Origin of the sequence: Citrobacter freundii complex sp. CFNIH2 (genome assembly GCF_002880615.1) — a bacterium.
GTDB lineage: Bacteria > Pseudomonadota > Gammaproteobacteria > Enterobacterales > Enterobacteriaceae > Citrobacter_A > Citrobacter_A amalonaticus_F.
Window position 1 is genome coordinate 4,325,578 of record NZ_CP025757.1, and the last position, 16,377, is coordinate 4,341,954.

Genomic DNA, 16,377 nt, shown 5'->3' on the forward strand with positions numbered 1-16,377 from the left:
CCCTTTTTTAATTATTTTCGCAGGCGAACCTGCTCGACGGCATGATTCGCGCTTTTGGTCATAATCAGACTCGCACGCTCACGCGTGGGTAGAATATTCTGTTTTAAATTCAGCCAGTTAATTTCTTTCCATAATGAGGTGGCCGTGTTGATCGCCTCCTCTTTCGTCAGTTTCGCGTAGTTATGGAAATAAGAGTCAGGGTCGGTAAACGCCCCCTCGCGGAATTTAAGAAAACGATTGATATACCATGTCTGGAGTAACTCTTCCGGCGCATCAACATAAATAGAGAAGTCGACGAAGTCCGAAACAAATACATGATGAGGGTCGTGTGGATAGTCCATCCCGCTCTGCAGAACATTGAGTCCTTCGAGAATTAATATATCGGGTTGGGCCACGGTTTTATCCCCATCAGGGATCACATCATAAATCAGATGTGAATAAACCGGAGCAGTTACGTTTGGCACGCCGGATTTGAGATCGGAGACAAACTTGACCAGACGGTGCATGTCATACGATTCCGGAAAGCCTTTTTTCTTCATTAATCCACGGTCTTTTAATACCTGGTTTGGATGAAGAAAACCATCAGTGGTGATCAGTTCAACACGACGGTGTTCTGGCCAACGACTCAGTAACGCCTGTAATACACGCGCGGTGGTACTTTTCCCTACCGCCACGCTGCCAGCAATACTGATGATATAAGGAATACGCTCGCCGTTCGTGCCCAGAAACTGTTCAAGAACAGCCTGACGACGCAGGTTCGAGCTGATATAGAAGTTAAGCAAACGCGACAGGGGTAAATAGATCTCTGCAACTTCTTCCAGCGATAAATCTTCATTAATCCCTTTTAACCGCGCGATCTCTTCTTCAGTGAGGGTCATCGGCACGGAATCACGAAGCGCAGCCCACTGGTTGCGGTCAAACTGTAGGTAAGGCGTCATTAACGTTTGCTCTTTTATACTCATAAGCATGTTTCTGGCTGTCATTACACCATCAGGGCAGTGATAAAAAGCGCGTCATCCCCGGCATGCAATGGCACGTCACATTTCAGTTAATTTGGACAATGGGCAGGAGGGTAACACCAGATGGGGGGGAATAATAAGAAAAAATCTCTTCTGAACATCATTCCCTGAAAAGCAATGTGACGGATATTCCAGATGTACAGGCGATGGTTTGGCGCGTTGAAGCACTACCTGACGCAGATGAGAGGAAATGGACTGCCAGATAATGTCGAAATTTTATGCTAAGCTGACTGAAAATACGTCATTTATTGGCCGTATAGCGCAAAATGTGAGCGATAGAACATTTTATGCAATTTTTTAGTTGCATGAGCTCGCAGGTCTCCATAGAATGCGCGCTACTTGATGCCGACTTAGCTCAGTAGGTAGAGCAACTGACTTGTAATCAGTAGGTCACCAGTTCGATTCCGGTAGTCGGCACCATCAAGTCCGGTGGGGTTCCCGAGCGGCCAAAGGGAGCAGACTGTAAATCTGCCGTCACAGACTTCGAAGGTTCGAATCCTTCCCCCACCACCACTTTCTGGCAGCAATTGCTGTCTGAGCTGGTTAAGAAAATAATCGGCTCGAATGAGAAAAGAGACTTGTCTCTTTTTTTGTTACAGAAAGAACTGGGTAGCCGAGTTTCAGGATGCGGGCATCGTATAATGGCTATTACCTCAGCCTTCCAAGCTGATGATGCGGGTTCGATTCCCGCTGCCCGCTCCAGACGTGCTGATATGGCTCAGTTGGTAGAGCGCACCCTTGGTAAGGGTGAGGTCCCCAGTTCGACTCTGGGTATCAGCACCACTTCACTTCTCCTCCCCGTGTTTTCTCTGTAACGACTCAATGATTCAACAGTTCAGGCATATCGCCTGGTTGATGTGGTGATATCACCGATTTATCCGTGTCTTAGAGGGACAATCGATGTCTAAAGAAAAGTTTGAACGTACAAAACCGCACGTTAACGTCGGTACTATCGGCCACGTTGACCATGGTAAAACAACGCTGACCGCTGCCATCACTACCGTACTGGCTAAAACCTACGGCGGTGCTGCTCGCGCATTCGATCAGATCGATAACGCGCCGGAAGAAAAAGCTCGTGGTATCACCATCAACACCTCTCACGTTGAATATGACACCCCGACTCGCCACTACGCACACGTAGACTGCCCTGGCCACGCCGACTATGTTAAAAACATGATCACCGGTGCTGCGCAGATGGACGGCGCGATCCTGGTTGTTGCTGCGACTGACGGCCCGATGCCGCAGACTCGTGAGCACATCCTGCTGGGTCGTCAGGTAGGCGTTCCGTACATCATCGTGTTCCTGAACAAATGCGACATGGTTGATGACGAAGAGCTGCTGGAACTGGTAGAAATGGAAGTTCGTGAACTTCTGTCTCAGTACGATTTCCCGGGCGACGACACGCCGATCGTTCGTGGTTCTGCTCTGAAAGCGCTGGAAGGCGATGCAGAGTGGGAAGCGAAAATCATCGAACTGGCTGGCTTCCTGGATTCTTACATCCCGGAACCAGAGCGTGCGATTGACAAGCCGTTCCTGCTGCCGATCGAAGACGTATTCTCCATCTCCGGTCGTGGTACCGTTGTTACCGGTCGTGTAGAACGCGGTATCATCAAAGTTGGCGAAGAAGTTGAAATCGTTGGTATCAAAGAGACTGCTAAGTCTACCTGTACTGGCGTTGAAATGTTCCGCAAACTGCTGGACGAAGGCCGTGCGGGTGAGAACGTTGGTGTTCTGCTGCGTGGTATCAAACGTGAAGAAATCGAACGTGGTCAGGTACTGGCTAAGCCGGGCACCATCAAGCCGCACACGATGTTCGAATCTGAAGTGTACATCCTGTCCAAAGACGAAGGCGGCCGTCATACTCCGTTCTTCAAAGGCTACCGTCCGCAGTTCTACTTCCGTACCACTGACGTGACTGGCACCATCGAACTGCCGGAAGGCGTTGAGATGGTAATGCCGGGCGACAACATCAAAATGGTTGTTACCCTGATCCACCCGATCGCGATGGACGACGGTCTGCGTTTCGCAATCCGTGAAGGCGGCCGTACGGTAGGCGCAGGCGTTGTTGCTAAAGTTCTCAGCTAATCGCTGATAACATTTGACGCAATGCGCATTAAAAGGGCATCATTTGATGCCCTTTTTGCACGCTTTCGAACCAGAACCTGGCTCATCAGTGATTTTATTTGTCATAATCATTGCTGAGACAGGCTCTGAAGAGGGCGTTGAGCCCGGAATGCCCAAATACATTTCGGCACAAGGTTAACTGGTTAGCCTCGCATTCGCGGGGTGAAATTATTTGTAGAATACTTCTGACAGGTTGGTTTATGAGTGCGAATACCGAAGCTCAAGGGAGCGGGCGTGGCCTGGAAGCGATAAAGTGGATCGTGGTTGTGGCATTGCTGCTCGTGGCAATTGTTGGCAACTATCTTTATCGTGACATGATGCTGCCGCTGCGTGCGCTGGCCGTAGTAATTCTGATTGCTGCAGCGGGTGGTGTCGCGCTGTTGACGACAAAAGGTAAAGCTACTGTTGCTTTTGCCCGCGAAGCGCGTACTGAAGTACGTAAGGTCATTTGGCCGACTCGCCAGGAAACATTGCACACCACGCTGATTGTGGCTGCGGTTACCGCAGTAATGTCACTGATCCTGTGGGGACTGGATGGTATTCTGGTTCGCCTGGTTTCCTTTATCACTGGCCTGAGGTTCTGAGATGTCTGAAGCTCCTAAAAAGCGCTGGTACGTCGTTCAGGCGTTTTCCGGTTTTGAAGGCCGCGTAGCCACGTCGCTGCGCGAGCATATCAAATTACACAATATGGAAGAGTTGTTTGGCGAAGTCATGGTGCCGACCGAAGAAGTGGTCGAAATCCGTGGTGGTCAGCGCCGTAAGAGCGAGCGTAAATTCTTCCCGGGTTATGTGCTGGTCCAGATGGTCATGAATGACGCGAGCTGGCACCTGGTGCGTAGCGTGCCGCGTGTGATGGGCTTTATCGGCGGTACATCTGACCGTCCGGCACCGATCAGCGACAAAGAAGTTGATGCGATTATGAACCGCCTGCAGCAGGTTGGTGATAAGCCGCGTCCGAAAACGCTGTTTGAACCGGGTGAGATGGTACGTGTCAACGATGGTCCGTTTGCGGACTTTAATGGCGTCGTTGAAGAAGTGGACTATGAGAAGTCCCGCCTGAAAGTGTCCGTCTCTATCTTCGGTCGTGCGACCCCGGTAGAACTGGACTTTGCTCAGGTTGAAAAAGCCTAAGTAGCGATCAAAAAAGCGGCGATTTAATCGTTGCACAAGGCGTGAGATTGGAATACAATTTCGCGCCTTTTGTTTTTATGGGCCTGGCCCGTAGAACGAATTTTTATATCACGGGGAGCCTCTCTGAGGCGCTATCACCCAACAGAGGAAATTGAGAATGGCTAAGAAAGTCCAAGCCTACGTCAAGCTGCAGGTTGCAGCTGGTATGGCAAACCCGAGTCCGCCGGTTGGTCCTGCTCTGGGTCAACAGGGTGTTAACATCATGGAATTCTGCAAAGCGTTCAACGCTAAGACTGATTCCATCGAAAAAGGTCTGCCGATTCCGGTTGTTATCACCGTTTACGCTGACCGTTCTTTCACCTTCATTACCAAAACGCCTCCGGCAGCCGTTCTGCTGAAGAAAGCGGCTGGTATTAAGTCTGGTTCCGGTAAGCCGAACAAAGACAAAGTAGGTAAAATTTCCCGCGCTCAGCTGCAGGAAATCGCGCAGACCAAAGCTGCCGACATGACTGGTGCCGACATTGAAGCGATGACTCGCTCCATTGAAGGTACTGCACGTTCCATGGGCCTGGTAGTGGAGGACTAAGAAATGGCTAAACTGACCAAGCGCATGCGTGTGATCCGTGAGAAAGTTGATGCGACCAAACAGTACGATATCAACGAAGCTATCTCTCTGCTGAAAGAACTGGCTACCGCTAAGTTCGTTGAAAGTGTAGACGTTGCCGTTAACCTCGGTATCGATGCGCGTAAATCTGACCAGAACGTACGTGGTGCAACTGTACTGCCGCACGGTACTGGCCGTTCCGTTCGCGTAGCCGTATTTACCCAGGGTGCAAACGCTGAAGCTGCTAAAGCTGCTGGCGCTGAACTGGTAGGTATGGAAGATCTGGCTGACCAGATCAAGAAAGGCGAAATGAACTTTGACGTTGTTATTGCTTCCCCGGATGCAATGCGCGTTGTTGGCCAGCTGGGCCAGGTTCTGGGTCCGCGTGGCCTGATGCCTAACCCGAAAGTCGGTACCGTAACGCCGAACGTTGCTGAAGCAGTTAAGAATGCTAAAGCGGGCCAGGTTCGTTACCGTAACGACAAAAACGGCATCATCCACACTACCATCGGTAAAGTGGATTTTGACGCTGACAAACTGAAAGAAAACCTGGAAGCTCTGCTGGTTGCGCTGAAGAAAGCAAAACCGACTCAGGCGAAAGGCGTGTACATCAAGAAAATCAGCATCTCCACCACCATGGGTGCTGGCGTTGCCGTTGATCAGGCTGGTCTGAGCGCTTCCGCGAACTAAGATTAGCTTTACGTGGGCGGTGGATTTGTCTACAATTCTACCCCCACGTTTCTGTTGAAAGAGACAGACACTATACAAGTCATTTGAATTGCGGTTCGAAAGACGAAGACATAGAACAGATTTGTTCGTTGGAGCCTGGCCTATCCAGGCCTCCGTCGAAGACCGCAGGTGTTTCGTAAGAGACTTAATCCCCTGCGTAGACGGTGACAGAACGCTAAGATTATTTTTGGATACTCTGGCTTGTTTCTGCTCACCGTATTTAAGACGCTCTTTTCGTTGGAAAGAGTGAAGTGAGTTCCGGAACATGAGTTCCGGCAAACATCCAGGAGCAAAGCTAATGGCTTTAAATCTTCAAGACAAACAAGCGATTGTTGCTGAAGTCAGCGAAGTAGCCAAAGGCGCGCTGTCTGCAGTAGTTGCGGATTCCCGTGGCGTAACTGTAGATAAAATGACTGAACTGCGTAAAGCAGGTCGTGAAGCTGGCGTTTACATGCGTGTTGTTCGTAACACCCTGCTGCGCCGCGTCGTTGAAGGTACTCCGTTCGAGTGCCTGAAAGACACGTTTGTTGGTCCGACCCTGATTGCATACTCTATGGAACACCCGGGCGCTGCTGCTCGTCTGTTCAAAGAGTTCGCGAAAGCGAATGCAAAATTTGAGGTCAAAGCCGCTGCCTTTGAAGGTGAGCTGATCCCGGCGTCTCAGATCGACCGCCTGGCAACTCTGCCGACCTACGAAGAAGCAATTGCACGCCTGATGGCAACCATGAAAGAAGCTTCGGCCGGCAAACTGGTTCGTACTCTGGCTGCTGTACGCGATGCGAAAGAAGCTGCTTAATCGCAGTTATCCTTTTAAAGCATCCGCTTACGTATAAACTTATTCTGATATTCAGGAACAATTTAAATGTCTATCACTAAAGATCAAATCATTGAAGCAGTATCCGCTATGTCCGTAATGGACGTTGTAGAACTGATCTCTGCAATGGAAGAAAAATTCGGTGTTTCCGCTGCTGCTGCTGTCGCTGTAGCTGCTGGCCCGGTTGAAGCTGCTGAAGAAAAAACTGAATTCGACGTAATTCTGAAAGCTGCTGGCGCTAACAAAGTTGCTGTAATCAAAGCAGTACGTGGCGCAACTGGCCTGGGTCTGAAAGAAGCTAAAGACCTGGTAGAATCTGCTCCGGCTGCGCTGAAAGAAGGCGTGAGCAAAGATGACGCAGAAGCACTGAAAAAATCTCTGGAAGAAGCTGGCGCTGAAGTTGAAGTTAAATAAGCCAACTTTTCTGGTTGCAGCTTGAGTAATCAGGCTGATGGCTGGTGACTTTTTAGTCACCAGCCTTTTTGCGCTGTAAGGCGCCAGTAGCGTTTCACACTGTTTGACTACTGCTGTGCCTTTCAATGCTTGTTTCTATCGACGACTTAATATACTGCGACAGGGCGTCCGTTCTGTGTAAATCGCAATGAAATGGTTTAAGCGTGATAGCAACAGGCATTGCGGAAAGTATTCGATTTTCCGGTCAACAAAATAGTGTTGCACAAACTGTCCGCTCAATGGACAGATGGGTCGACTTGTCAGCGAGCTGAGGAACCCTATGGTTTACTCCTATACCGAGAAAAAACGTATTCGTAAGGATTTTGGTAAACGTCCACAAGTTCTGGATGTGCCTTATCTCCTTTCTATCCAGCTTGACTCGTTTCAGAAGTTTATCGAGCAAGATCCTGAGGGGCAGTATGGTCTGGAAGCCGCCTTCCGTTCTGTATTCCCGATTCAGAGCTACAGCGGTAATTCCGAGCTGCAATACGTCAGCTACCGCCTTGGCGAACCGGTGTTTGACGTTCAGGAATGTCAGATCCGTGGCGTGACCTATTCCGCACCGCTGCGCGTAAAACTGCGTCTGGTGATCTACGAGCGCGAAGCGCCGGAAGGCACCGTTAAAGACATTAAAGAACAAGAAGTCTACATGGGCGAAATTCCGCTCATGACCGACAACGGTACCTTTGTTATCAATGGTACTGAGCGTGTTATCGTTTCTCAGCTGCACCGTAGCCCAGGCGTCTTCTTTGACTCCGACAAAGGCAAAACCCACTCTTCGGGTAAAGTGCTGTATAACGCGCGCATCATTCCTTACCGTGGTTCCTGGCTGGACTTCGAATTCGATCCGAAGGACAACCTGTTCGTACGTATCGACCGTCGCCGTAAACTGCCTGCGACCATTATTCTGCGTGCGCTGAACTACACCACTGAGCAGATCCTGGATCTGTTCTTCGAAAAAGTTATTTTCGAGATTCGCGACAACAAACTGCAGATGGAGCTGGTGCCTGAACGTCTGCGTGGTGAAACCGCCTCCTTCGATATCGAAGCGAACGGTAAAATCTACGTTGAAAAAGGCCGCCGCATCACTGCGCGTCACATCCGCCAACTGGAAAAAGACGATATCAAACATATCGAAGTTCCGGTTGAGTACATTGCGGGCAAAGTGGCTGCGAAAGATTACGTTGACGAATCCACTGGCGAGCTGATCTGCCCGGCGAATATGGAGCTGAGCCTGGATCTGCTGGCTAAGCTGAGCCAGTCTGGCCACAAACGTATCGAAACCCTGTTCACCAACGATCTGGACCACGGCCCGTACATTTCTGAAACCGTACGTGTCGACCCAACTAACGATCGTCTGAGCGCGCTGGTAGAAATCTACCGCATGATGCGCCCGGGTGAACCGCCGACACGTGAAGCAGCTGAAAGCCTGTTTGAGAACCTGTTCTTCTCTGAAGACCGTTATGACCTGTCTGCGGTCGGTCGTATGAAGTTCAACCGTTCTCTGCTGCGCGACGAAATCGAAGGTTCCGGTATCCTGAGCAAAGACGACATCATCGAAGTGATGAAGAAGCTCATCGATATCCGTAACGGTAAAGGCGAAGTCGATGATATCGACCACCTCGGCAACCGTCGTATCCGTTCCGTAGGCGAAATGGCGGAAAACCAGTTCCGCGTTGGCCTGGTACGTGTTGAGCGTGCGGTGAAAGAGCGTCTGTCTCTGGGCGATCTGGATACTCTGATGCCTCAGGACATGATCAACGCCAAACCGATTTCTGCGGCAGTGAAAGAGTTCTTCGGTTCCAGCCAGCTGTCTCAGTTTATGGACCAGAACAACCCGCTGTCTGAGATTACGCATAAACGTCGTATCTCTGCACTCGGCCCAGGCGGTCTGACGCGTGAGCGCGCAGGCTTTGAAGTTCGAGACGTACACCCGACCCACTATGGTCGCGTATGTCCAATCGAAACGCCTGAAGGTCCGAACATCGGTCTGATCAACTCCCTGTCCGTGTACGCACAGACTAACGAATATGGCTTCCTCGAGACGCCGTATCGTCGCGTTGTTGATGGCGTTGTGACGGATGAGATTCATTACCTGTCTGCTATTGAAGAAGGTAACTTCGTTATCGCTCAGGCGAACTCCAACCTGGATGACGATGGCCACTTCGTAGAAGATCTGGTGACCTGCCGTAGTAAAGGCGAATCCAGCTTGTTCAGCCGCGACCAGGTTGACTACATGGACGTTTCCACCCAGCAGGTGGTTTCCGTCGGTGCGTCCCTGATCCCGTTCCTGGAACACGATGACGCCAACCGTGCATTGATGGGTGCGAACATGCAACGTCAGGCGGTTCCGACTCTGCGTGCTGATAAGCCGCTGGTAGGTACCGGTATGGAACGTGCTGTTGCCGTTGACTCCGGTGTCACTGCGGTGGCTAAACGTGGCGGTACCGTTCAGTACGTGGATGCTTCCCGTATCGTTATCAAAGTTAACGAAGACGAGATGTACCCGGGCGAAGCGGGTATCGACATCTACAACCTGACCAAATACACCCGTTCTAACCAGAACACCTGTATCAACCAGATGCCGTGTGTGTCTCTGGGTGAGCCGGTTGAACGTGGCGACGTACTGGCAGATGGTCCGTCTACCGACCTCGGTGAACTGGCGCTCGGTCAGAACATGCGCGTCGCGTTCATGCCGTGGAACGGTTACAACTTCGAAGACTCCATCCTCGTATCCGAGCGTGTTGTCCAGGAAGACCGTTTCACCACCATCCACATTCAGGAACTGGCGTGCGTGTCCCGTGACACCAAGCTGGGGCCGGAAGAGATCACCGCTGATATCCCGAACGTGGGTGAAGCTGCGCTCTCCAAACTGGATGAATCCGGTATCGTTTACATCGGTGCGGAAGTGACCGGCGGCGACATTCTGGTGGGTAAGGTCACGCCGAAAGGTGAAACCCAGCTGACGCCAGAAGAAAAACTGCTGCGTGCGATCTTCGGTGAGAAAGCGTCTGACGTTAAAGACTCTTCTCTGCGCGTACCAAACGGTGTTTCCGGTACGGTTATCGACGTTCAGGTCTTTACTCGCGATGGCGTAGAAAAAGACAAACGTGCGCTGGAAATCGAAGAGATGCAGCTGAAGCAGGCGAAGAAAGACCTGTCTGAAGAACTGCAGATCCTCGAAGCTGGCCTGTTCAGCCGTATCTACGCTGTGCTGGTTGCCGGTGGTGTTGAAGCTGAGAAGCTCGACAAACTGCCTCGCGATCGCTGGCTGGAACTCGGCCTGACCGACGAAGAGAAACAAAATCAGCTGGAACAGCTGGCTGAGCAGTACGACGAACTGAAACACGAGTTCGAGAAAAAACTCGAAGCGAAACGCCGCAAAATCACCCAAGGCGACGATCTGGCACCGGGCGTGCTGAAGATTGTTAAGGTATACCTGGCCGTTAAACGCCGTATCCAGCCTGGTGACAAGATGGCAGGTCGTCACGGTAACAAGGGTGTAATTTCTAAGATCAACCCGATCGAAGATATGCCGCACGATGCTAACGGTACGCCGGTAGATATCGTACTGAACCCGCTGGGCGTACCGTCTCGTATGAACATCGGTCAGATTCTGGAAACCCACCTGGGTATGGCTGCGAAAGGTATCGGCGATAAGATCAACGCCATGCTGAAACAGCAGCAGGAAGTCGCGAAACTGCGCGAGTTCATCCAGCGTGCGTACGATCTGGGCGCTGATGTTCGTCAGAAAGTTGACCTGAATACCTTCAGCGATGAAGAAGTTCTGCGTCTGGCTGAAAACCTGCGCAAAGGTATGCCAATCGCAACGCCGGTGTTCGACGGTGCGAAAGAAGCGGAAATTAAAGAGCTGCTGAAACTGGGTGACCTGCCGACTTCCGGTCAGATCACGCTGTTCGACGGCCGTACGGGTGAGCAGTTCGAGCGTCCGGTAACCGTAGGTTACATGTACATGCTGAAACTGAACCACCTGGTCGACGATAAGATGCACGCTCGTTCCACCGGTTCCTACAGCCTGGTTACTCAGCAGCCGCTGGGTGGTAAGGCGCAGTTCGGTGGTCAGCGCTTCGGGGAGATGGAAGTGTGGGCGCTGGAAGCATACGGCGCGGCATACACCCTGCAGGAAATGCTCACCGTTAAGTCTGATGACGTGAACGGCCGTACTAAGATGTATAAGAACATCGTAGATGGCAACCATCAGATGGAACCGGGCATGCCGGAATCCTTCAACGTACTGTTGAAAGAGATTCGTTCGCTGGGTATCAACATCGAACTGGAAGACGAGTAATTCTCGCTCAAACAGGTCACTGCTGCCGGGATAACACCCGGCAGCGGAATGTGCTAACTCCGACGGGAGCAAATCCGTGAAAGACTTATTAAAGTTTCTGAAAGCGCAAACTAAAACCGAAGAGTTTGATGCGATCAAAATTGCTCTGGCTTCGCCAGACATGATCCGTTCATGGTCTTTCGGTGAAGTTAAGAAGCCGGAAACCATTAACTACCGTACGTTCAAGCCTGAGCGTGACGGCCTTTTCTGCGCCCGTATCTTTGGGCCGGTAAAAGACTACGAGTGCCTGTGCGGTAAGTACAAGCGCCTGAAACACCGCGGTGTGATCTGTGAGAAGTGCGGCGTTGAAGTGACCCAGACTAAAGTACGCCGTGAGCGTATGGGCCACATCGAGCTGGCGTCTCCGACTGCTCACATCTGGTTCCTGAAATCTCTGCCGTCCCGTATCGGCCTGCTGCTCGATATGCCGCTGCGCGATATCGAACGCGTACTGTACTTCGAATCCTATGTGGTTATCGAAGGCGGTATGACCAATCTGGAACGCCAGCAGATCCTGACTGAAGAACAGTATCTGGATGCGCTGGAAGAGTTCGGTGACGAATTTGACGCGAAGATGGGTGCGGAAGCGATCCAGGCCCTGCTGAAGAGCATGGATCTGGAGCAAGAGTGTGAAACTCTGCGTGAAGAGCTGAACGAAACCAACTCCGAAACCAAACGTAAGAAGCTGACCAAGCGTATCAAGCTGCTGGAAGCGTTCGTGCAGTCTGGCAACAAGCCAGAGTGGATGATCCTGACCGTTCTGCCGGTTCTGCCGCCAGATCTGCGTCCGCTGGTTCCGCTGGATGGTGGTCGTTTCGCCACGTCGGATCTGAACGATCTGTATCGTCGCGTGATCAACCGTAACAACCGTCTGAAACGTCTGCTGGATCTGGCTGCGCCGGATATCATCGTACGCAACGAAAAACGTATGCTGCAGGAAGCGGTTGACGCCCTGCTGGATAACGGCCGTCGCGGTCGTGCGATCACCGGTTCTAACAAACGTCCTCTGAAATCTTTGGCCGATATGATCAAAGGTAAACAGGGTCGTTTCCGTCAGAACCTGCTCGGTAAGCGTGTTGACTACTCCGGTCGTTCTGTAATCACCGTAGGTCCATACCTGCGTCTGCATCAGTGCGGTCTGCCGAAGAAAATGGCACTGGAGCTGTTCAAACCGTTCATCTACGGCAAGCTGGAACTGCGTGGCCTGGCCACCACCATCAAAGCCGCTAAGAAAATGGTTGAGCGTGAAGAAGCTGTCGTTTGGGATATCCTGGACGAAGTGATCCGCGAACACCCGGTACTGCTGAACCGTGCGCCAACACTGCACCGTCTGGGTATCCAGGCCTTTGAACCGGTACTGATCGAAGGTAAAGCTATTCAGCTGCACCCGCTGGTTTGTGCGGCATACAACGCCGACTTCGATGGTGACCAGATGGCTGTTCACGTACCGCTGACGCTGGAAGCCCAGCTCGAAGCGCGTGCGCTGATGATGTCTACCAACAACATCCTGTCCCCGGCGAACGGCGAACCTATCATCGTTCCGTCTCAGGACGTTGTACTGGGTCTGTACTACATGACCCGTGACTGTGTTAACGCCAAAGGCGAAGGCATGGTGCTGACTGGCCCGAAAGAAGCTGAGCGTATTTATCGCGCTGGCCTGGCCTCTCTGCATGCGCGCGTTAAAGTGCGTATCACCGAATACGAAAAAGATGCTAACGGCGAATTCGTTGCGAAAACCAGCCTGATTGATACGACGGTAGGTCGTGCAATCCTGTGGATGATCGTACCGAAAGGTCTGCCTTTCTCCATCGTCAACCAGGCGCTGGGTAAGAAAGCCATCTCCAAAATGCTGAACACTTGCTACCGTATTCTGGGCCTGAAACCGACCGTTATTTTTGCGGACCAGACGATGTACACCGGCTTTGCTTATGCAGCGCGTTCAGGTGCATCTGTGGGTATCGATGACATGGTCATCCCGGAGAAAAAACACGAGATCATCTCTGAAGCGGAAGCGGAAGTTGCTGAGATCCAGGAACAGTTCCAGTCTGGTCTGGTCACCGCCGGCGAACGTTACAACAAAGTGATCGATATCTGGGCTGCGGCGAACGATCGTGTATCCAAAGCGATGATGGACAACCTGCAAACCGAAACCGTGATTAACCGTGACGGTCAGGAAGAGCAGCAGGTTTCCTTCAACAGCATCTACATGATGGCCGACTCCGGTGCGCGTGGTTCTGCTGCACAGATTCGTCAGCTGGCTGGTATGCGTGGTCTGATGGCGAAGCCGGATGGCTCCATCATCGAAACGCCAATCACCGCGAACTTCCGTGAAGGTCTGAACGTACTCCAGTACTTCATCTCCACGCACGGTGCGCGTAAAGGTCTGGCGGATACCGCACTGAAAACAGCGAACTCCGGTTATCTGACGCGTCGTCTGGTTGACGTTGCACAGGATCTGGTTGTGACCGAAGACGATTGTGGCACGCTGGAAGGTATCACCATGACCCCGGTTATCGAGGGTGGTGATGTTAAAGAGCCACTGCGCGATCGCGTTCTGGGTCGTGTAACGGCAGAAGACATTCTGAAGCCGGGTACGGCGGATATTCTGGTTCCGCGCAACACGCTGCTGCACGAACAGTGGTGTGATCTGCTGGAAGCAAACTCCGTTGACTCTGTGAAAGTTCGCTCGGTTGTATCCTGTGACACCGACTTTGGTGTATGTGCGCACTGCTACGGTCGTGACCTGGCGCGTGGCCACATCATCAACAAAGGTGAAGCTATCGGCGTTATCGCGGCACAGTCCATCGGTGAGCCGGGTACACAGCTGACGATGCGTACGTTCCACATCGGTGGTGCGGCATCTCGTGCGGCTGCTGAATCCAGCATCCAGGTGAAAAACAAAGGTAGCATCCGTCTGAGCAATGCGAAGTCGGTTGTGAACTCCAGCGGTAAACTGGTGATCACCTCCCGTAACACTGAGCTGAAATTGATCGACGAATTCGGTCGTACCAAAGAAAGCTATAAAGTGCCTTACGGCTCTGTGATGGCGAAAGGTGATGGTGAGCAGGTTGCCGGCGGTGAAACCGTAGCAAACTGGGATCCGCACACCATGCCGGTTATCACGGAAGTGAGTGGTTTTGTCCGCTTCACTGACATGATAGACGGCCAGACCATTACGCGTCAGACCGACGAGTTAACCGGTCTGTCTTCTCTGGTGGTTCTGGATTCCGCAGAACGTACTACCGGTGGTAAAGATCTGCGTCCTGCACTGAAAATCGTTGATGCTCAGGGTAACGACGTACTGATCCCGGGTACCGATATGCCTGCGCAGTACTTCCTGCCGGGTAAAGCGATCGTTCAGCTGGAAGATGGCGTACAGATCAGCTCCGGTGACACCCTGGCGCGTGTTCCGCAGGAATCCGGCGGTACCAAGGATATCACCGGTGGTCTGCCGCGCGTTGCGGACCTGTTCGAAGCACGTCGTCCGAAAGAGCCGGCAATCCTGGCTGAAATCAGCGGTATTATTTCCTTCGGTAAAGAAACCAAAGGGAAACGTCGTCTGGTTATCACCCCGGTAGACGGTAGCGATCCGTACGAAGAGATGATTCCGAAATGGCGTCAGCTCAACGTGTTCGAAGGTGAACGTGTAGAACGTGGTGACGTGGTTTCCGACGGTCCGGAAGCGCCGCACGACATTCTGCGTTTGCGTGGTGTTCATGCTGTAACTCGTTACATCGTTAACGAAGTTCAGGACGTATACCGTCTGCAGGGCGTTAAGATTAACGATAAGCACATCGAAGTTATCGTTCGTCAGATGCTGCGTAAAGCCACCATCGAAAGCGCAGGTAGCTCCGACTTCCTGGAAGGCGAACAGGTTGAATACTCCCGCGTCAAGATCGCTAACCGCGAACTGGAAGCGAACGGCAAAGTGGGCGCAACGTTCTCCCGCGATCTGCTGGGTATCACCAAAGCGTCTCTGGCAACCGAATCGTTCATCTCTGCCGCATCGTTCCAGGAGACCACGCGTGTCCTGACCGAAGCAGCCGTTGCGGGTAAACGCGACGAACTGCGTGGCCTGAAAGAGAACGTTATCGTAGGTCGTCTGATCCCAGCGGGTACCGGTTATGCGTACCACCAGGATCGTATGCGTCGCCGTGCTGCGGGTGAACTCCCGGCTGCACCGCAGGTGACTGCAGAAGACGCCTCTGCCAGCCTGGCAGAACTGCTGAACGCAGGTCTGGGTGGTTCTGACAACGAGTAATCGTTGACTGCCTGACAGTAAAAAACCCGCTTCGGCGGGTTTTTTTATACCTGATGGCGCTGCGCTTATCAGGCCTGGAGTATACGACCCGTAGGCCGGATAAGACGTTTGCTCAATTGACCGGCGGCAACCTGCGATACAGTTCAATCATGTCACCTGCCAGATCCTGAATCACCATCGCGTTCATCAGATGGTCCTGCGAGTGGACGGTGATCAGATTCACTGGCAGCTTACCGGTCCCTTCATCGATCCCGATCAGCTGCGTCTGGATTTTATGCGCCAGCTTGACGTAATCGCGTGACTCTTCCATCGCCTGTTCGGCACCGGCAAAGTCGCCTTTGCGGGCCAGTTGCAGGGCGGTCAATGCCTGGCTTCGTGCGGCTCCGGCGTTAACCAACAGTTCCATAATGATGGTTTCTAACTCTTCCATGTTATGGCTCCATCAGCTTCAGGGCTTTGTCCAGAACGGCATCGCCTTTCATCATGCCGTAATCCATCATGTCGATCACGGCGACTTTCTTACCGAGCGGATCGGCCAGCGCCTGCAGTTTCGCCTGTTCATACTTGACCTGCGGGCCCAACAGGACGATGTCCGCCGTGGCAATATTCTCTTTAAACTCTGCGACAGGCACAGCCTTGATCGTCACGTCGATCCCTTTCTTCTGAGCGGCATCTTTCATTCGTTGTACCAGCATGCTGGTGGACATACCGGCGGCACAGCATAAAACGATATTCTTCATAGTTCGCTCCCACGGTTCCATTGATACTTCATCTTTAGTCTGAGCAAGTGATGAGAACAACCGCCTTACCGCGAATGTGTGTAAAGCATCACAAAGAAATCGCACAAATAATGAAACCGGTTACGGTTTTTCTCAAAATGAAAAAAAGCCCGTC

General features: G+C 52.1%; 12 protein-coding genes, 4 tRNA genes and 1 pseudogene. 13 read left to right on the top strand and 4 right to left on the bottom strand.

Translation table 11 applies throughout. The features are described from left to right. Nucleotides 1–11: 11 nt before the first annotated feature. Nucleotides 12–962, bottom strand: a complete 951-nt coding sequence (gene coaA / locus WM46_RS21125; RefSeq protein ID WP_061069505.1) for a type I pantothenate kinase — start codon at nt 960–962, stop codon at nt 12–14. Nucleotides 963–1,263: 301 nt separating this feature from the next. Further along, nucleotides 1,264–1,344, bottom strand: a pseudogene (locus tag WM46_RS26680) (hypothetical protein); the annotation flags it as partial. Between the two features lie 19 nt (nt 1,345–1,363). Between WM46_RS26680 and WM46_RS21130 the strand changes: the two are divergent. From WM46_RS21130 to rpoC, 13 genes are all read left to right on the top strand, one after another. After that, a tRNA-Thr gene (locus tag WM46_RS21130) sits at nt 1,364–1,439 on the top strand. Nucleotides 1,440–1,447: 8 nt separating this feature from the next. Next, nucleotides 1,448–1,532: transfer RNA gene (locus WM46_RS21135), tRNA-Tyr, on the top strand. Nucleotides 1,533–1,646: 114 nt separating this feature from the next. Next, a tRNA-Gly gene (locus tag WM46_RS21140) sits at nt 1,647–1,721 on the top strand. 5 nt (nt 1,722–1,726) lie between these two features. Next, a tRNA-Thr gene (locus WM46_RS21145) sits at nt 1,727–1,802 on the top strand. Between the two features lie 117 nt (nt 1,803–1,919). Beyond that, nucleotides 1,920–3,104: an elongation factor Tu gene (gene tuf, locus WM46_RS21150; protein ID WP_042998968.1), complete on the top strand. Its 1,185-nt coding sequence runs from the start codon at nt 1,920–1,922 to the stop codon at nt 3,102–3,104. Between the two features lie 239 nt (nt 3,105–3,343). Beyond that, nucleotides 3,344–3,727 carry a preprotein translocase subunit SecE gene (secE, locus tag WM46_RS21155; protein WP_012907759.1) on the top strand — a complete coding sequence of 128 codons (384 nt, stop codon included), beginning with the start codon at nt 3,344–3,346 and terminating at the stop codon, nt 3,725–3,727. Between the two features lies 1 nt (nt 3,728). After that, nucleotides 3,729–4,274: a transcription termination/antitermination protein NusG gene (gene nusG, locus WM46_RS21160; protein ID WP_003862341.1), complete on the top strand. Its 546-nt coding sequence runs from the start codon at nt 3,729–3,731 to the stop codon at nt 4,272–4,274. A 157-nt stretch (nt 4,275–4,431) separates the two neighbouring features. Continuing rightward, nucleotides 4,432–4,860: a 50S ribosomal protein L11 gene (gene rplK / locus WM46_RS21165; RefSeq protein ID WP_012133815.1), complete on the top strand. Its 429-nt coding sequence runs from the start codon at nt 4,432–4,434 to the stop codon at nt 4,858–4,860. Between the two features lie 3 nt (nt 4,861–4,863). Beyond that, nucleotides 4,864–5,568, top strand: a complete 705-nt coding sequence (rplA, locus tag WM46_RS21170) for a 50S ribosomal protein L1 (RefSeq protein ID WP_042326238.1) — start codon at nt 4,864–4,866, stop codon at nt 5,566–5,568. 337 nt (nt 5,569–5,905) lie between these two features. Next, the gene (gene rplJ / locus WM46_RS21180; RefSeq protein WP_004097644.1) at nt 5,906–6,403 is read left to right on the top strand and encodes a 50S ribosomal protein L10; all 498 of its coding nucleotides are present in this window, start codon (nt 5,906–5,908) and stop codon (nt 6,401–6,403) included. A 66-nt stretch (nt 6,404–6,469) separates the two neighbouring features. After that, entirely contained in the window at nt 6,470–6,835 is a 366-nt protein-coding gene (rplL, locus tag WM46_RS21185) for a 50S ribosomal protein L7/L12 (protein ID WP_012133812.1), read from the top strand. Nucleotides 6,836–7,154: 319 nt separating this feature from the next. After that, nucleotides 7,155–11,183, top strand: a complete 4,029-nt coding sequence (rpoB, locus tag WM46_RS21190; protein ID WP_042998970.1) for a DNA-directed RNA polymerase subunit beta — start codon at nt 7,155–7,157, stop codon at nt 11,181–11,183. 76 nt (nt 11,184–11,259) lie between these two features. Then, on the top strand, nt 11,260–15,483 hold the full coding sequence (gene rpoC, locus WM46_RS21195) for a DNA-directed RNA polymerase subunit beta' (RefSeq protein WP_042998971.1): 4,224 nt from the start codon (nt 11,260–11,262) through the stop codon (nt 15,481–15,483). Between the two features lie 112 nt (nt 15,484–15,595). Here rpoC and WM46_RS21200 read toward each other — a convergent pair whose 3' ends face one another. After that, nucleotides 15,596–15,913, bottom strand: coding sequence for a PTS lactose/cellobiose transporter subunit IIA (locus tag WM46_RS21200; RefSeq protein WP_061075636.1), 318 nt, complete (start codon nt 15,911–15,913; stop codon nt 15,596–15,598). A 1-nt stretch (nt 15,914) separates the two neighbouring features. Continuing rightward, nucleotides 15,915–16,223 (bottom strand): PTS sugar transporter subunit IIB, encoded by a 309-nt coding sequence (locus tag WM46_RS21205; protein WP_061075635.1) that lies wholly within the window; start codon nt 16,221–16,223, stop codon nt 15,915–15,917. Between the last annotated feature and the right edge of the window lie 154 nt (nt 16,224–16,377).